This is a genomic window from Corynebacterium sp. HMSC068H04 (genome assembly GCF_001811255.1).
Classification (GTDB): Bacteria; Actinomycetota; Actinomycetes; order Mycobacteriales; family Mycobacteriaceae; genus Corynebacterium; species Corynebacterium hesseae.
The window spans coordinates 67,447-80,155 of the sequence record NZ_KV803997.1 but is presented as its reverse complement, the minus strand read 5'-3'; the positions used below and the strand labels follow the sequence as shown (position 1 = coordinate 80,155).

Annotated in this window: 10 protein-coding genes; 5 read left to right on the top strand and 5 right to left on the bottom strand. The window is 60.7% G+C overall.

Features of this window, described 5'->3' with window-relative positions; translation table 11 throughout:
- Positions 1-41 precede the first annotated feature (41 nt).
- Positions 42-1,268, top strand: coding sequence for a lipase family protein (locus HMPREF2792_RS07035; RefSeq protein WP_070532277.1), 1,227 nt, complete (start codon positions 42-44; stop codon positions 1,266-1,268).
- 3 nt (positions 1,269-1,271) lie between these two features.
- On the opposite strand, the gene HMPREF2792_RS07030 is transcribed toward HMPREF2792_RS07035, so the two are convergent.
- Positions 1,272-2,105, bottom strand: coding sequence for a DUF1266 domain-containing protein (locus HMPREF2792_RS07030; RefSeq protein WP_070532275.1), 834 nt, complete (start codon positions 2,103-2,105; stop codon positions 1,272-1,274).
- 132 nt (positions 2,106-2,237) lie between these two features.
- On the opposite strand from HMPREF2792_RS07030, the gene HMPREF2792_RS07025 reads away from it, so the two are divergent.
- The 3 genes from HMPREF2792_RS07025 to HMPREF2792_RS07015 all read left to right on the top strand — a co-directional run bounded on the left by HMPREF2792_RS07025 (position 2,238) and on the right by HMPREF2792_RS07015 (position 4,629).
- The gene (locus HMPREF2792_RS07025; protein ID WP_070532271.1) at positions 2,238-2,798 is read left to right on the top strand and encodes a hypothetical protein; all 561 of its coding nucleotides are present in this window, start codon (positions 2,238-2,240) and stop codon (positions 2,796-2,798) included.
- Positions 2,798-3,658, top strand: coding sequence for a hypothetical protein (locus HMPREF2792_RS07020; protein WP_070522763.1), 861 nt, complete (start codon positions 2,798-2,800; stop codon positions 3,656-3,658). The genes HMPREF2792_RS07025 and HMPREF2792_RS07020 overlap by 1 nt, the downstream gene beginning before the upstream one ends.
- Positions 3,659-3,738: 80 nt before the next feature.
- Positions 3,739-4,629, top strand: a complete 891-nt coding sequence (locus HMPREF2792_RS07015; RefSeq protein ID WP_070532270.1) for a cation diffusion facilitator family transporter — start codon at positions 3,739-3,741, stop codon at positions 4,627-4,629.
- 143 nt (positions 4,630-4,772) lie between these two features.
- Here HMPREF2792_RS07015 and HMPREF2792_RS07010 read toward each other — a convergent pair whose 3' ends face one another.
- Entirely contained in the window at positions 4,773-7,550 is a 2,778-nt protein-coding gene (locus tag HMPREF2792_RS07010; RefSeq protein ID WP_070522758.1) for an ATP-dependent Clp protease ATP-binding subunit, read from the bottom strand.
- Positions 7,551-7,804: 254 nt separating this feature from the next.
- Here HMPREF2792_RS07010 and HMPREF2792_RS07005 point away from each other — a divergent pair, with 254 nt between their 5' ends.
- On the top strand, positions 7,805-9,064 hold the full coding sequence (locus HMPREF2792_RS07005) for a serine/threonine protein kinase (protein ID WP_070522755.1): 1,260 nt from the start codon (positions 7,805-7,807) through the stop codon (positions 9,062-9,064).
- Here the strand turns inward: HMPREF2792_RS07005 and HMPREF2792_RS07000 are convergent.
- The 3 genes from HMPREF2792_RS07000 to HMPREF2792_RS13010 form a co-directional block, all read right to left on the bottom strand.
- Positions 9,061-10,461 (bottom strand): MDR family MFS transporter, encoded by a 1,401-nt coding sequence (locus HMPREF2792_RS07000; RefSeq protein WP_070523012.1) that lies wholly within the window; start codon positions 10,459-10,461, stop codon positions 9,061-9,063. The genes HMPREF2792_RS07005 and HMPREF2792_RS07000 overlap by 4 nt on opposite strands.
- A gap of 158 nt (positions 10,462-10,619) precedes the next feature.
- Positions 10,620-11,564 (bottom strand): hypothetical protein, encoded by a 945-nt coding sequence (locus tag HMPREF2792_RS06995; RefSeq protein WP_070532269.1) that lies wholly within the window; start codon positions 11,562-11,564, stop codon positions 10,620-10,622.
- A gap of 31 nt (positions 11,565-11,595) precedes the next feature.
- Positions 11,596-12,555 (bottom strand): hypothetical protein, encoded by a 960-nt coding sequence (locus tag HMPREF2792_RS13010; protein ID WP_070532267.1) that lies wholly within the window; start codon positions 12,553-12,555, stop codon positions 11,596-11,598.
- Between the last annotated feature and the right edge of the window lie 154 nt (positions 12,556-12,709).

Sequence of the window (12,709 nt, the reverse complement as noted above, 5' to 3'; positions counted from 1 at the left end):
AAGTCGCTGCGCACCGGCGACAGAGCGATTACCCTTACGGCATGAATCTAATCTCTCCTCGCGCACTCGTGGCGGCCCTTACGCTGGCGGCTTCTGCGCTGCTGCCCGTCACAGCATCGGCTACACCCGGCACGCCGACCTCCGCCCATCCGATTGACCACCTCGCAGGCGTCTCCGGCGTCACTGCGGAGAAGATCTCCTATGAGTCCACGCTCATGGACGGCTCCCCCACCACCGTCACCGGCGTCATCTACGAGCCTTCCGCTGCCTGGAGCGGCCCGGGTGAGCGCCCCACCATCATCTTCGCACCCGGCACCCGCGGCGCGGGCGACCAGTGCGCTCCGTCCAATGCCACGCAGTCGGTGGGCAACGTCGCGCTGGGTCCGGCCAATCAGGTCACGCTCAATATGAACTACGAGTACGCGCTGTACCAATACGCCGCGCAACAGGGCGTGCGCGTGGTCACGACCGACCTGGTTGGACTCGGCACACCAGGTCACCACACCTATGTCAACCACATCGAGGAAGCACACGCGGTTCTCGACGCCGCCCGCGCCGCCCTCCGCCACGCGAACGCGCCGATAGATGCCCCCGTGGGTTTTGCTGGCTATTCCCAAGGAGGCGGTGCGGCCGCGGCCGCAGCCGAGTACGCGGAAACCTATGCACCGGAGCTCAACGTCAAGGGCACCTACGCCGGTGCCCCGCCGGCCGATCTTTTCGAGGTCATGAACGCGGTCGATGGCTCCTCCATCGTTCACGTGTTGGGCTATGCCATCAACGGCTATGCGGAGCGCAGCCCTGAGTTTTATAACGAGGTCGTCACCGAGATGAACCCGCGCGGCATGCACTTCCTTGCCAGCGCCGCCCACGCCTGCATTGGTGATTCGATTGCGACGTGGGGCTTTACCCGCACCAGCCAGCTGACCAAGACGGGCGAGTCCTTCGGCGAACTTGTGCGCCGCAAACCGGCTGCCGCCCAGATGCTTGCGGAGCAACGACTGGGCCAGCGTGCCCTCAACGCCCCGATGCTGGTCATGAACTCCCCCACCGATGACCTCATCCCCTACGAGCAAGCTCGCGCGATGGCCGGTAGCTACTGCTCACTCGGCGGCACCGTCCAGTTTGACGCCGCCGACCCCGTCGACGTTCTTCCCCACTCCGGGGCCAACCACGCCGTTGGCATCATCAACTCGGTTCCGCGCGGCGTGGACTATCTGATCGATCGCTTCAAGGATGTCCCCGCACCCTCTAACTGCCAGGCTTCCTAAGACTTAGTGCAAACCACCCAAGGATGAGAATGGCTCCTCGGCCTGGATGTCGTGCAAGGGCACGCGCACCCAAGGCGAATCACTGTGTGCGAGCAGCTCGGTGATCCGTTGCGATTGATCCTTCATCGCAGCGGTGACGTCGGGCTCACCATCACTCGCCCAGATCATTCGACCCCACCAGAAACTTGCGGCTACGTCAGCCCACGACACGAAGTAGCGCTGCAGCGCCGCCACGGCCTTGTCTGAAATCTGAAGGAACTCTTCTGGAGAGATCCACCCCAGCTCCGTTGCCGGGCCACCAACGGCGTGAACACGGATTATGTCCCATGCGCGCGTAGTGGTGGGCAGTGCCGGGGCCGCTGCTTTGGCAAAGCCCTCCGAGCGCAACATCCTCACGAGGTAGCGGAACTTATGTTCTCCAAGGCGCGGATCCGCGCCTTGGGCAATAAAGAAGTCTTTGAGGAACTCGACCTTTTCCTCCACTTCCGCGTCTAGCTCGCGCTCGGGGACGTTCTTCACGGCGTATGCGAGGGGTAAAACCAGGTCATTTTCCACGTGCTGGCCACCTTCGAGCAGAGCATCAATAACCTGATACGCTTCCTGTGCACCAGTGACCCCCCAGTTTTGCTCGAGAGATGTTTTGTAGTATTTGGCCGCCCTTGCGTTGATGGCCTCAACCCCTAGCGGGGTCGCAAACGCCTTATTGCTCTTGTACGTCATTCCCCACGAGTGGCGGCGCACCTCATCGTCGCTCGGCGTCGGTTCCGGCCACGGGAACTTTGTAAGGCGGTAGATCCAAGTGTCATCAAACTTTGCTGGCGTGAACGTTGAGCTCATACCCACACAACGTACCGAGGTTTCTGGCACGGTTCCGTGGTGTCCCATCCATCACCCCTATGCTGGGGGTGATCTACACCATAATTCAGCACACCCAGTCACAGTTTTTGATGTGTTGTTAGTCTCGTGTGCATGACAGGACCCCAAATTGCAATGACAGACCGGCCAGATCTCGGTGCTGCGCTTAAACGTGCTGGTGATTCCGAGATTGTGCACGCTGCCGCCGCAGCCGTTGTAGAAGGCCTTGGTGTCGACGAGATTGTGCTGGAAGCCGCCGCTACGAAAGCTAGCGGGGTGGATGGTGCCGCGTTTGTCACCAACCGAAGGATCCTCGTGACCGCCGATAAGAAGGATCCATCTCATTTTGAGTTCCTTGAACTTGACAACCTGGGCAACGTCACAGTTCTGCCCTACCAGGATGGCTGGGCCGTCGTGGCTCAACTCTACAACACATACAAAGTGTGGAGCGGGTTCACGGAAAAGGCCGCGCGTCGCGTGCAGTTTGCCGCCCAGTGGGCCCTGACCGCAGGCCGGGAGGCACGAACGGAGGCCTCGCGCGCGGTGTCTTCGGAGGAGCTTTTTAAGCGGTGGAAAGAAAACAAGCACCGTCTCAATCGCAATAGCTTTGAAGAGCACGTTGAGTCGATGCGCTCCCTGTATTCCGATATTGATTCACGGTGGTGGACTGAATAATGAGCCGACTTGCATACCCGGGTTCGCCCGATCACCTTAACGGGGCGGAAGACACATCACACATCAAAGAAGGCCAGACAGTTGCGGATAATGGCTACCGCCATTTCATCAAGCATGGCGAACTACTAGACCCAGGCGCAGCTTCGAAGAATGCATCAGGCACCGCCTCCACGTCGAACCCCACCGCAGGCACGACAGGTTCCCATACCGATGCCCCGAAGCAAGGCCTCAGTGTAAAGAAGCAGCTGTTGCTCCTTCCGCTAGTAATCGCGGTCATCGTGGTGGTAGCGATTGGTTACGTCGCAGCTAAAGATGCCCTCTTTGGTGACAAGTCTGAGGATTCCGCCGCGCCTGCGCAGCCCGCCGCTGAAGCACCTGCCGATTCCGGGGCTTCCAACGGTGACACCGCCGGCGAGACCGGTGGCGATACTGCTGGCGACGCTCAAAGCGGCCTCACTCCTACCGACCATGCGCCCGAGCCGATTGCTGACTTCGTGGAAGTGTGCACAGATTATGAAGTGATGTTCAGCTACTACGGCGCGGATAACTCCCCTGCCCCAGAAGCGAAGGGCACCAACTGTTCCGTGGATACTACGAAGGCGCCTGAGGTTGGTTATGTAGTCTTCACCGATGATCCTGCTGCCACCGCCGCCGTTCGTGACGGCAAGCCCGTCTTGGACGCCGCTGAGATTCCGGCAGAATCAACGCGCGGTTCCACATTCAAGGCACAGCGATTGGAGGCCATCTTCACTGTTCAGGAGATCCTCGCGGATGATAAGGGAATCGTTGAGTACATGATCAAGAGTGATGACCCTGAAGTAGCAAAGAAAGCTCTGGTAGACCTCGGCGTGGCCAAGTAGAGCTAGAACGCACACTTTTGCCCGCCGCCATACGTTTTCATTTTATTGTCAATAAGCGTTGGTGGTGATAGGCTGAGTGCATGGCACACGAGCACCACGACCATGATCACTCCAGCACGCCGCTGCGCGCGCTCCTGATTGCGCTCAGTATTACCGGCATTGTCTTCTTCGCGGAGCTAATCGGCGGATGGTTGGCGGGCTCGATGGCACTGATGGCGGATGCGATGCACATGCTTTCCGACGCCGCGGGACTCATCATTGCGGTGATCGCAGTGTTGGTTGGGCGGCGCCAAGCATCAGCCCAGGCCACCTACGGCTACCGGCGAGTAGAGGTACTTGCGGCGCTAGCCAACGCAGTAATGGTGCTGGCAATCTCAGTGTGGATTGTCGTCGAGGCGGTGCGCCGCCTGCAGAGCCCGGCCGAGGTACAGGGCAAGGCGATGCTGATCATCGCGGTGATCGGCCTGGTAGCCAATGCGCTCTCGGCGTGGGTGCTGCACCGGCACCGCGAGTCCTCGATCAACGTGGAAGGCGCGTTCTTACACGTACTGGTGGACTTGCTCGGCTCGGTCGCGGTGATCGTAGCGGGCATCGTGGTGCTGACCACGGGATTTGTGGCGGCGGACGTGATCGCCTCTTTAGTCATCGCGGCGATGGTGCTCCCACGCGCGTGGCAGCTCATGCGGTTGTCGGCAAGCGTTCTGCTCGAGCAGGTTCCGGCGGGCTTCGACGCCAGCGTGATCGAACCCGTGCTGCGTCGGGTCGAAGGCGTTGCCGACATCCATGACCTGCACCTGTGGAGCCTGGACGGAGTCAACGTTCTCACGACCGTGCACATCGTGCGCGACGGCACCGTCGACACCGGTCCGCTGTTAGATGCCGCCCAGCACGTTCTGCGCAAACATGGCATCGAGCACTCCACCATCCAAATCGAGCCCCCAGAACACGAATCCCACGAGACAGTGTGCTGATTCTGTTCTAGTTGTGGGCACGCCGCCCACCGGGCCGTCCCGCCCACCGGTCACGCAAAGAAAGCCCCGAACCGCACGGAGTGTCACTCGCATGCGGTTCGGGGCTAATCCTTATAGGCCCAGCGCGGGGCCCAAGTCAGCGCTTAGAGCGGCTGGCCAGCACCGGCACCAGCCGGCGGCGGATTGCCGTCATCACCATCGTTGTTGTGGGATTCCTCGGCGGAGTCGCTACCAGACTCATCGAGGACATCCGGGGTGACGGTGTCAGGACCATCGGAATTCGGACCGTGGGATCCCTCATCGATCTCGGTGGCTAGTTCCTCATCGGCCTCGCGCACGGCGGTTTCCTCGAGCTCCTTGTCGAAGGTGTCCTCCGGCAGCGGGCGCGGACGCGGGGTGAAGGTAAAGGTTGCGGAAGAGTTGTCCTTGGACTCACCATCCCAGCCTTCAACATCCACGGTGATGATCTCACCGGCGCCAATTTCACCGAAGAGGATCTTCTCGGAGAGCTGGTCCTCAATCTCGCGCTGGATGGTGCGGCGCAACGGGCGAGCGCCCAAGACCGGATCGAAGCCACGCTTGGCAAGAAGATCCTTGGCCTTCTGGGTGAGCTCGATGCCCATGTCACGCTCGGAAAGCTGCTTCTCGACGCGTCCGATGAGCAGCTCCACCATCTCGACGATCTGCTCCTGGGTGAGCTGGTGGAAGACCACAATCTCATCGATACGGTTGAGGAACTCAGGGCGGAAGTGCTTCTTCAGCTCGTCGTTGACCTTGTTCTTCATGCGCTCATACTGCGCATCCGAATCATTCTCCGAGGAGCCGGTGAAGCCCAAGCCCACGGCCTTCGAGATGTCCTGGGTGCCCAGGTTGGAGGTGAAGATGAGCACCGTATTCTTGAAGTCCACGATGCGGCCCTGGCCATCGGTCAGGCGGCCGTCCTCCAGCACCTGCAGCAAGGTGTTGTAGATCTCCTTGTGGGCCTTCTCGATCTCGTCGAAGAGGACCACGGAGAACGGCTTACGGCGGACCTTCTCCGTCAGCTGGCCGCCTTCCTCGTAGCCGACGTATCCCGGAGGAGCACCGAAGAGACGGGAGGCGGTGAAGCGGTCGTGGAACTCACCCATATCGATCTGGATAAGGTCATCATCCGAACCGAAGAGGAAGTTAGCCAAGGACTTCGACAACTCCGTCTTACCCACACCGGACGGGCCGGCGAAGATGAAGGAACCGGAAGGACGGCGCGGATCCTTCAGACCAGCACGGGTGCGGCGAATGGCGCGGGACACAGCCTTGACGGCTTCGTCCTGGCCAATGATGCGCTTGTGCAGCTCCTCCTCCATGTTGAGGAGGCGGTTGGATTCCTTCTCCGTGAGCTTGAGAACCGGAATGCCAGTCCAGTGAGCCAGGACCTCTGCGATCTGTTCCTCACCGACCTCAGCGATCTCCTCTAGGTCACCGGAACGCCACTGCTTTTCCTTCTCCGCGCGCTCTTCACCCAGCTTGCGCTCCTTATCGCGCAAGCCAGCGGCCTTCTCAAAGTCCTGGGCGTCGATCGCAGCTTCCTTCTCCTTGCGGACCTCAGCGATGCGGTCATCGACCTCGCGCAGGCCCTCCGGAGCGGTCATGCGCTTGATACGCATGCGGGCACCGGCCTCATCGAGGAGGTCCACGGCCTTATCCGGCAGGAAGCGGTCGTTGATGTAGCGGTCAGACAGGGAGGCCGCCGCCTTCAGTGCCTCGTCGGTATAGGAGACACGGTGGTGTGCCTCGTACTTATCGCGCAGGCCTTTGAGGATGAGGATGGTGTCATCGAGAGAAGGCTCTTCCACCTTGACCGGCTGGAAGCGGCGCTCGAGAGCGGCGTCCTTCTCAATGTGCTTGCGGTACTCATCCAGCGTGGTGGCACCGATGGTCTGCAGCTCGCCACGGGCCAGCTTCGGCTTCAGCAGCGACGCGGCGTCGATAGCGCCCTCGGCGGCACCGGCGCCGACCAAGGTGTGGATCTCATCGATGAAGAGGATGATGTCACCGCGCTGGTTAATCTCCTTGAGCACCTTCTTCAGGCGTTCCTCAAAGTCACCGCGGTAGCGCGAACCGGCCACCAGGGAGCCCAGGTCCAGCGAGTAGAGCTGCTTATCCTTGAGGGTCTCCGGGACCTTGCCGTTGACGATATCGAGAGCCAAGCCTTCGACCACGGCGGTTTTACCCACGCCGGGCTCACCGATGAGCACCGGGTTATTCTTCGTGCGGCGGGACAGCACCTGCATAATGCGCTCGATCTCGGAATCGCGGCCCACCACTGGGTCCAGCTTGCCATCGCGCGCAGCCTGGGTGAGGTTGCGGCCGAACTGGTCCAGCACCAGAGAGTTGGAACGCTCACCGGAGCCGCCCGAGCCGCCACGGCCGCCCTGGCCAGCGCCAGCACCAGCGCCAACCGGGCCGGCACCGCCCTGGGACTGGTTGCCTTCGCCCTCGTTGCCCTCATATCCGGAGAGCAGCTGGATAACCTGCTGGCGAACGCGCGGCAAGTCAGCACCCAACTTGGTCAGCACCTGCGCAGCCACACCATCACCCTCACGGATGAGGCCGAGGAGCAGGAACTCGGTGCCAATGTATTTGTGCCCCATCTGGAGGCCCTCACGCAGCGAGAGCTCGAGGACCTTCTTGGCGCGCGGGGTAAATGGGATGTGGCCTGTGTGCGGCTGAGAACCTTGACCAATGATCTCTTCCACCTCACGGCGGACATCCTCCAGCGAGATGCCCATGGACTCCAAGGCCTTGGCTGCTACACCTTCACCTTCATGGATAAGCCCCAGGAGGATGTGCTCGGTGCCGATGTAATTGTGGTTGAGCATGCGTGCTTCCTCCTGCGCCAAAACGATGACGCGGCGAGCACGGTCAGTAAACCTCTCGAACATTACCTCTTACCTTTCGCTTTAAATGTGTCATCCACTCTAACGCGCGGGGCGGACACTCCATTCACGATTTTTCTCCCCACTTCCCCTAAATCCCCGTTTCCGCAGGCAACGGCACTGTACGCCGGTAGCGAACAGGCAGTAGAAAGCCCGCATCACGCACCAGCCTGCCATGGAGGCTTCATCCCCTTAGAATGAAGAGGATTCTATAAATCTCATCGTCGACTCTCCGCGAAGGATTTCCCCTCACCGTGTCTATGCTCCCAGAATTTTTCACCACCCAGCACCAGCTGCGCCAAAAGGCAGTCTTGGACCAAGGAGCCGACTCCACGCTCTTCCTCGTAGAAGATCCCTCACACGATGAGATGCTCGTGGAAATCTACGCCCCGGAGCACCGCGGCGTACTCCGCCAGTCCGGCATTATGGGGCAGCTACAGCACAGCGCCATCGCACCCATCGTGGGCACAGGCACGATGAACAGCGGTCAGGAATTCTTTGTGCGCCGCAGTCTGCCGGGCGAGCAGCTTTCTAACTTCACCTCCTCCGGCGTTGGCGCGCACCACCTGTCCCGGGAGGAAGCCCTCGCCGTCTTTGCTCCATTGGCAGACGCCACCGATTTTCTGCTCAACAAGGGCCGCGCCAACTACGCCATCCGCGCGCTCAATCCGCGTCGCATCATCCTGACCGATAACCGCTCGAATGCCTTCTTCGCTGCGGTCGGACCAGCCTCAACTAACGAAGCTCCCAACGCAACAGCGAAAGAAGCAATCGACCGCCTCGCGCGCATCGTCGCCGCCGCCTGCCCTTCCTTCCGCGCAGCTGCCGCCTACCCCTCGGCTGCTGCCGTCGTTGATTCGCTGCGTAGCGCGGGCACGACCAGCACGAACACGGCTGGCGCGAATACCAGTGGCACGAACACCGCCGCAACGGGCACACCGCAGTGGCAGCCAGAACAGCCTTACTCCCCCGCCCCGCAGGAGGGGTGGGGAACGCAGCCCCAACCGCAGGTCGCAGCTCCCGCTCCCGCGAAAGGCTCCACCAAGCGCAAGTCGACCTCGAAGAAGAAAGTCTTCGCCGGGCTCGGCGTGGGGCTTCTCCTCTTAGCTCTGATCGGCGGCCTACTGTGGTTCTTCTTGGGGCGGCCGGCGTGGTCCGAGGCGGAGCAGGCGCTTGTCGACGACCACCCGGGACTCATCAGCTCCCGTCCCGGCGGGGAAGGCTTCAGCGGTGCCACCTGCGATGCCCGCGAACCGGAAGATGGTCAGGACGCGAAAATCACCTGCGTTGGTGACGGTGTGGGCTACTCCGTGGCGCGGTACGGGGACGTCGCCAAGCGCGATGCAGCCGCCCCGACGCAGGATGCACAGGAACTGTCCAACGGACAGTGCACCGTGCGCAGCTACGACGTTTCCGACACCGAGCCGGTGTTCTACATGGGCGCCGAGGACTCGACCGACGCCGTTCTCGTGTGGGGCGAGGATGCAGAGGAGCTTCGCCTGAACATGCCGCTGTGCTAATTCACGCGCTTGAGCAGCGGCGCAATCACCGCAATGGCGGTGCCGGCCACGCCAGCGAAGAGGAAAGCCCAGTGCGTTCCCTGTGCCGTCGCTGCGGCTGGTCCCATCCCCGCCGCGACACCGGCCTGGGTGCCGCGCGTGAGGAAGACAACGAGGAAGGCCGTTCCCATCGCACCCGCCAGTTGCTGGAAGGTGTTCATGATGGCCGACCCGTGCGAATACAGCTTCTCCGGAAGCGAGGACAGCGCTGTTGTCATCAACGGCGTCATCATCAGGCACATGCCGAAGGAGAAGAGAACGTGCATGCCCACAACCATCCACACGGCTGAGTTCTCGCCCAAGGTGGCCAAGAGCCACAGGCTGGCCACCATAAACAGCGAGCCCGGAATCATGAGCGGGCGCGGGCCATAGGAATCGAAGAGTCGGCCCACAATCGGGGAAAGAAATGCTTGGAGAATTCCACCCGGCATCACCGCCAAACCCGTGGCAAAGGCGGTGACGCCCAGGGTGGTCTGCAGGTAGATGGGCAAGACCGTAACCATTCCCAGCATCAGGCCGAAGGACAATACCAGGATGAGCACCGCGAGCGTGAAGTTGCGAACGCGGAAGGGGCGCATATCCATTAGTGCACGATCCTCGAGCGCCAGACGCCGCTGCCGGCGGATGAAGACGATGAGCGCGATGACGCCCACCACGGTGACGGCGATGTCTACCCAGGCGCCACCCTGCAGCATCTTTTCAATCGAAGACAAACCATAGATCAGACCGCCAAATGCACAAGCAGAAAGAAGTACGGAGGGACCGTCGAGTGGGGTATCGCGGTTCTCACCCACATCACTCAGGCGCCAGAGACCAGCCACCAGGATGAGAGCGATGAGCGGCACCATGGCCCAAAAAATGACGTGCCAGGTGAAGCGGTTGAGGATTGCCCCGCCGACCGTGGGGCCCAGCGCCGGGGCGACGGAAATAACCACAGAAATAATGCCCATCACCGTGCCGCGGCGCTGCGGTGGGACCAGAGTCATGGCCACGGTCATGAGAGTGGGGATCATCAACGCAGTCCCGCCTGCTTGCAGGACGCGCCCGAGGAGCAGAGCGACGAAGCTCGGCGCAAGGGCCGCCACCACGGTGCCTGCCAGGAAGAACCCGGCAGAGGCGAAGAAAATCTGGCGCGTGGTGAGCCTCTCCAGCAGGTAACCGGTGGTCGGAATGACGACGGCCATGGTGAGCATGAATCCCGTCAACAACCACTGTGCGCTCGTGGCGGGGATGCCATAGTCCGCCATGATGGCTGGTAGTGCGACGGACAGCGAGGTCTCGTTGAGAATCATGACCATCGCTCCCAGCACCAGGATGCTGAGGTTGATGACTACCTTGGAGGGAATCTCAGCGGACATGCGGCCAGCCACACCTTTCTTTTCTCTGCTCTGGGGATACTCGCGCCAACGCTTCCGATGTCAGCGCGCAAGGAGTTTAGAGTACTCGCAAGCTAGCCGGGGATGCCACATGAGCCAGGGCAGCGAGGTTTCCTCGCTCCCCGGCAGGTGGTGGGGTTTTAAGGAATCGTTTCCATGTTGCGGGACGTGATGACCACGACGCTGCCACCGCTATCCAGGCTGCAACCCAGCAGCCGGTTTTCTGGGGTATCCTCCCACAGTTTCGGCGCACCGTATGCACAGTGTCCTAGGTCAGTCTCGAGGTGGCCACGGCTTCCGCCCTCGCCAGCCTGCCAATCATGGTTGGCGTATTCATCCAACAATTCCATGGCGTCATTGCAATTCGTGCCGTCCTCTTGCACGTAGACCAAACCGGTGTCTTCACCACGCGTGCCGCTCTCACCACACACCGCACCGGTGTTGGCAATGCCATCCGCGTCCGGTTTCGCCGGGAAGGTATCGGAGTAGTACTGTCCATCATCCTTGACGGTGAAGTGGTGCCCGTTCGACTTGACCACGAACTCATTGCCGCTGTGCGCCTCAAAGGTTCCACCGTCAAAGCTCACGGTCTCGCCCTCGTTGAGCGTTTCAACCTCGGTGGGCCTATAGAACTCGATGGCCCACACAGGGAAGAAGCCACGGTCACTGCGGTAGCTCACCGCGTTTGACCTCCAGCTTTGCATGACTGGCCCCGGATAGATTGGCGGATCAGCAAACTCCACCTTGCAGTTTGGGCCGTCAGTCTCTTCGTGAATGAGGCAGAGGACGCGCCCATCAGGGCTCTTGACGGCCGGGATGGGGTTCGGAATACTCGCCCGATCACCGCCGGCCATAAAGTCCTTCGGATCGCGTTCCTTCAATCCGCCGGGTTTGTCTTTATCGGGCTTGGCGCTGCTCGACGCCGCGGCCTCAGTAGAGCTACTGGAGGCAGACTCAGAGCTAGTGGAGCTGGCTGAGTTCTGTTGAAACTGTGGCTCATCGCCCGCCGGTTCGCTCGTGGAAGAACACGAAGCCACGGCGCAGGCCATGAGGGAGGCAGAAAGGATAGAGAGAAGCTTCTTCATAACAATCATCGTCCCACGAATTAGTGCTGCGCTAGTAGTTATATGTGTATTTCGGAACATCTGGGTGTACAGCGTCGAGAAGAATGACCCGACCATTACCGGACAAATCACCGCAGTGCAGACGGCGTGCATCCGGATCCGGCATGTCAATGTACTCCGGTTCTCGGTAGGAACACTTCCAGCCGTCAAGCTCCAAAATTCCGCGAGAGTTCATTTCTTTGATGTCCCACTCGTAGTTGAAGTACTTGTCCACGATGTCCATTGCAGTCGTGCAATTCGTCCCGTCTGTCTGCACAAAGACTTTCTGACGGCCAAAATTGGTGTCAGCCTCGCCGCAGACGGTACCCACGGGCGCATAGCCATTGGAGTCCGGTTTAAAAGGATAGGTATCCGCCGAAAACTGGCCGCCGTATTTCACGGTGAACTGGTGCCCTTGGGCCTGAACGGTGAATTCATCTGCGCTGGGGGCTTCAAAAACCACACCGTCTATTTCGACCTTCTCGCCTTCCCCCAGCTGCTGCGATGGAACCTGGTCGCCGGCATCCACCACGCCGTTGGGGAAGAAGCCTGCGCCATCTTTGAAGGAAACCATGTTCGCTTCCCATTGCGGGTTCTCGGGGTCAGGCAGGATAGGCGGGTTCTCAAAGCCAACGCTGCACCAAGGCCCTTTAGAGCCCTCAGTCAGAGAACACGACACCCTGCCGTCTGGGCTCCTCACTCCCCAAGCAACCGTGGTCTCATACCTGAACCCAGTGGCGCGGAAGTCCTCGGCATCGCGCTCTTTGAGTCCGGAAGATTGAGAGCCAAACTCCGGCTCGCGATCTGTGGAATCGCTTTCTTCGGCGCTTTCAGAGCTTTGCGCACTGCTTTGAGAACCGGAGGACTCCACAACTTCGAATCGATGGGTTTCCTCGGTTCCTTCATCAGAAGAACACGCAACCAAGCCAGCCGTTACAAGCGGCAGTGTGAGAAGAGAGAGTAGCTTTTTCATGCTTTGTATTTTTCCACGCAGGCAGGCTTCTCGCTGAGTGATGTGCGCTGTGGCAACAAACTGGAGGCTGCAAAACAACAACGCACAAGCCTTCAGCTGTGGGGCTGGTGGCTTGTGCGTTGCGCGCGGAATGTGCCGCGGGGTGAGCTCTGTG

Coding starts and splice junctions, on each gene's coding strand:
- HMPREF2792_RS07035 (WP_070532277.1), top strand. CDS start 42: ATGAATCTAATCTCTCCTCGCGCACTCGTGGCGGCCCTTACGCTGGCG.
- HMPREF2792_RS07030 (WP_070532275.1), bottom strand. CDS start 2,105: ATGAGCTCAACGTTCACGCCAGCAAAGTTTGATGACACTTGGATCTAC.
- HMPREF2792_RS07025 (WP_070532271.1), top strand. CDS start 2,238: ATGACAGGACCCCAAATTGCAATGACAGACCGGCCAGATCTCGGTGCT.
- HMPREF2792_RS07020 (WP_070522763.1), top strand. CDS start 2,798: ATGAGCCGACTTGCATACCCGGGTTCGCCCGATCACCTTAACGGGGCG.
- HMPREF2792_RS07015 (WP_070532270.1), top strand. CDS start 3,739: ATGGCACACGAGCACCACGACCATGATCACTCCAGCACGCCGCTGCGC.
- HMPREF2792_RS07010 (WP_070522758.1), bottom strand. CDS start 7,550: ATGTTCGAGAGGTTTACTGACCGTGCTCGCCGCGTCATCGTTTTGGCG.
- HMPREF2792_RS07005 (WP_070522755.1), top strand. CDS start 7,805: ATGCTCCCAGAATTTTTCACCACCCAGCACCAGCTGCGCCAAAAGGCA.
- HMPREF2792_RS07000 (WP_070523012.1), bottom strand. CDS start 10,461: ATGTCCGCTGAGATTCCCTCCAAGGTAGTCATCAACCTCAGCATCCTG.
- HMPREF2792_RS06995 (WP_070532269.1), bottom strand. CDS start 11,564: ATGAAGAAGCTTCTCTCTATCCTTTCTGCCTCCCTCATGGCCTGCGCC.
- HMPREF2792_RS13010 (WP_070532267.1), bottom strand. CDS start 12,555: ATGAAAAAGCTACTCTCTCTTCTCACACTGCCGCTTGTAACGGCTGGC.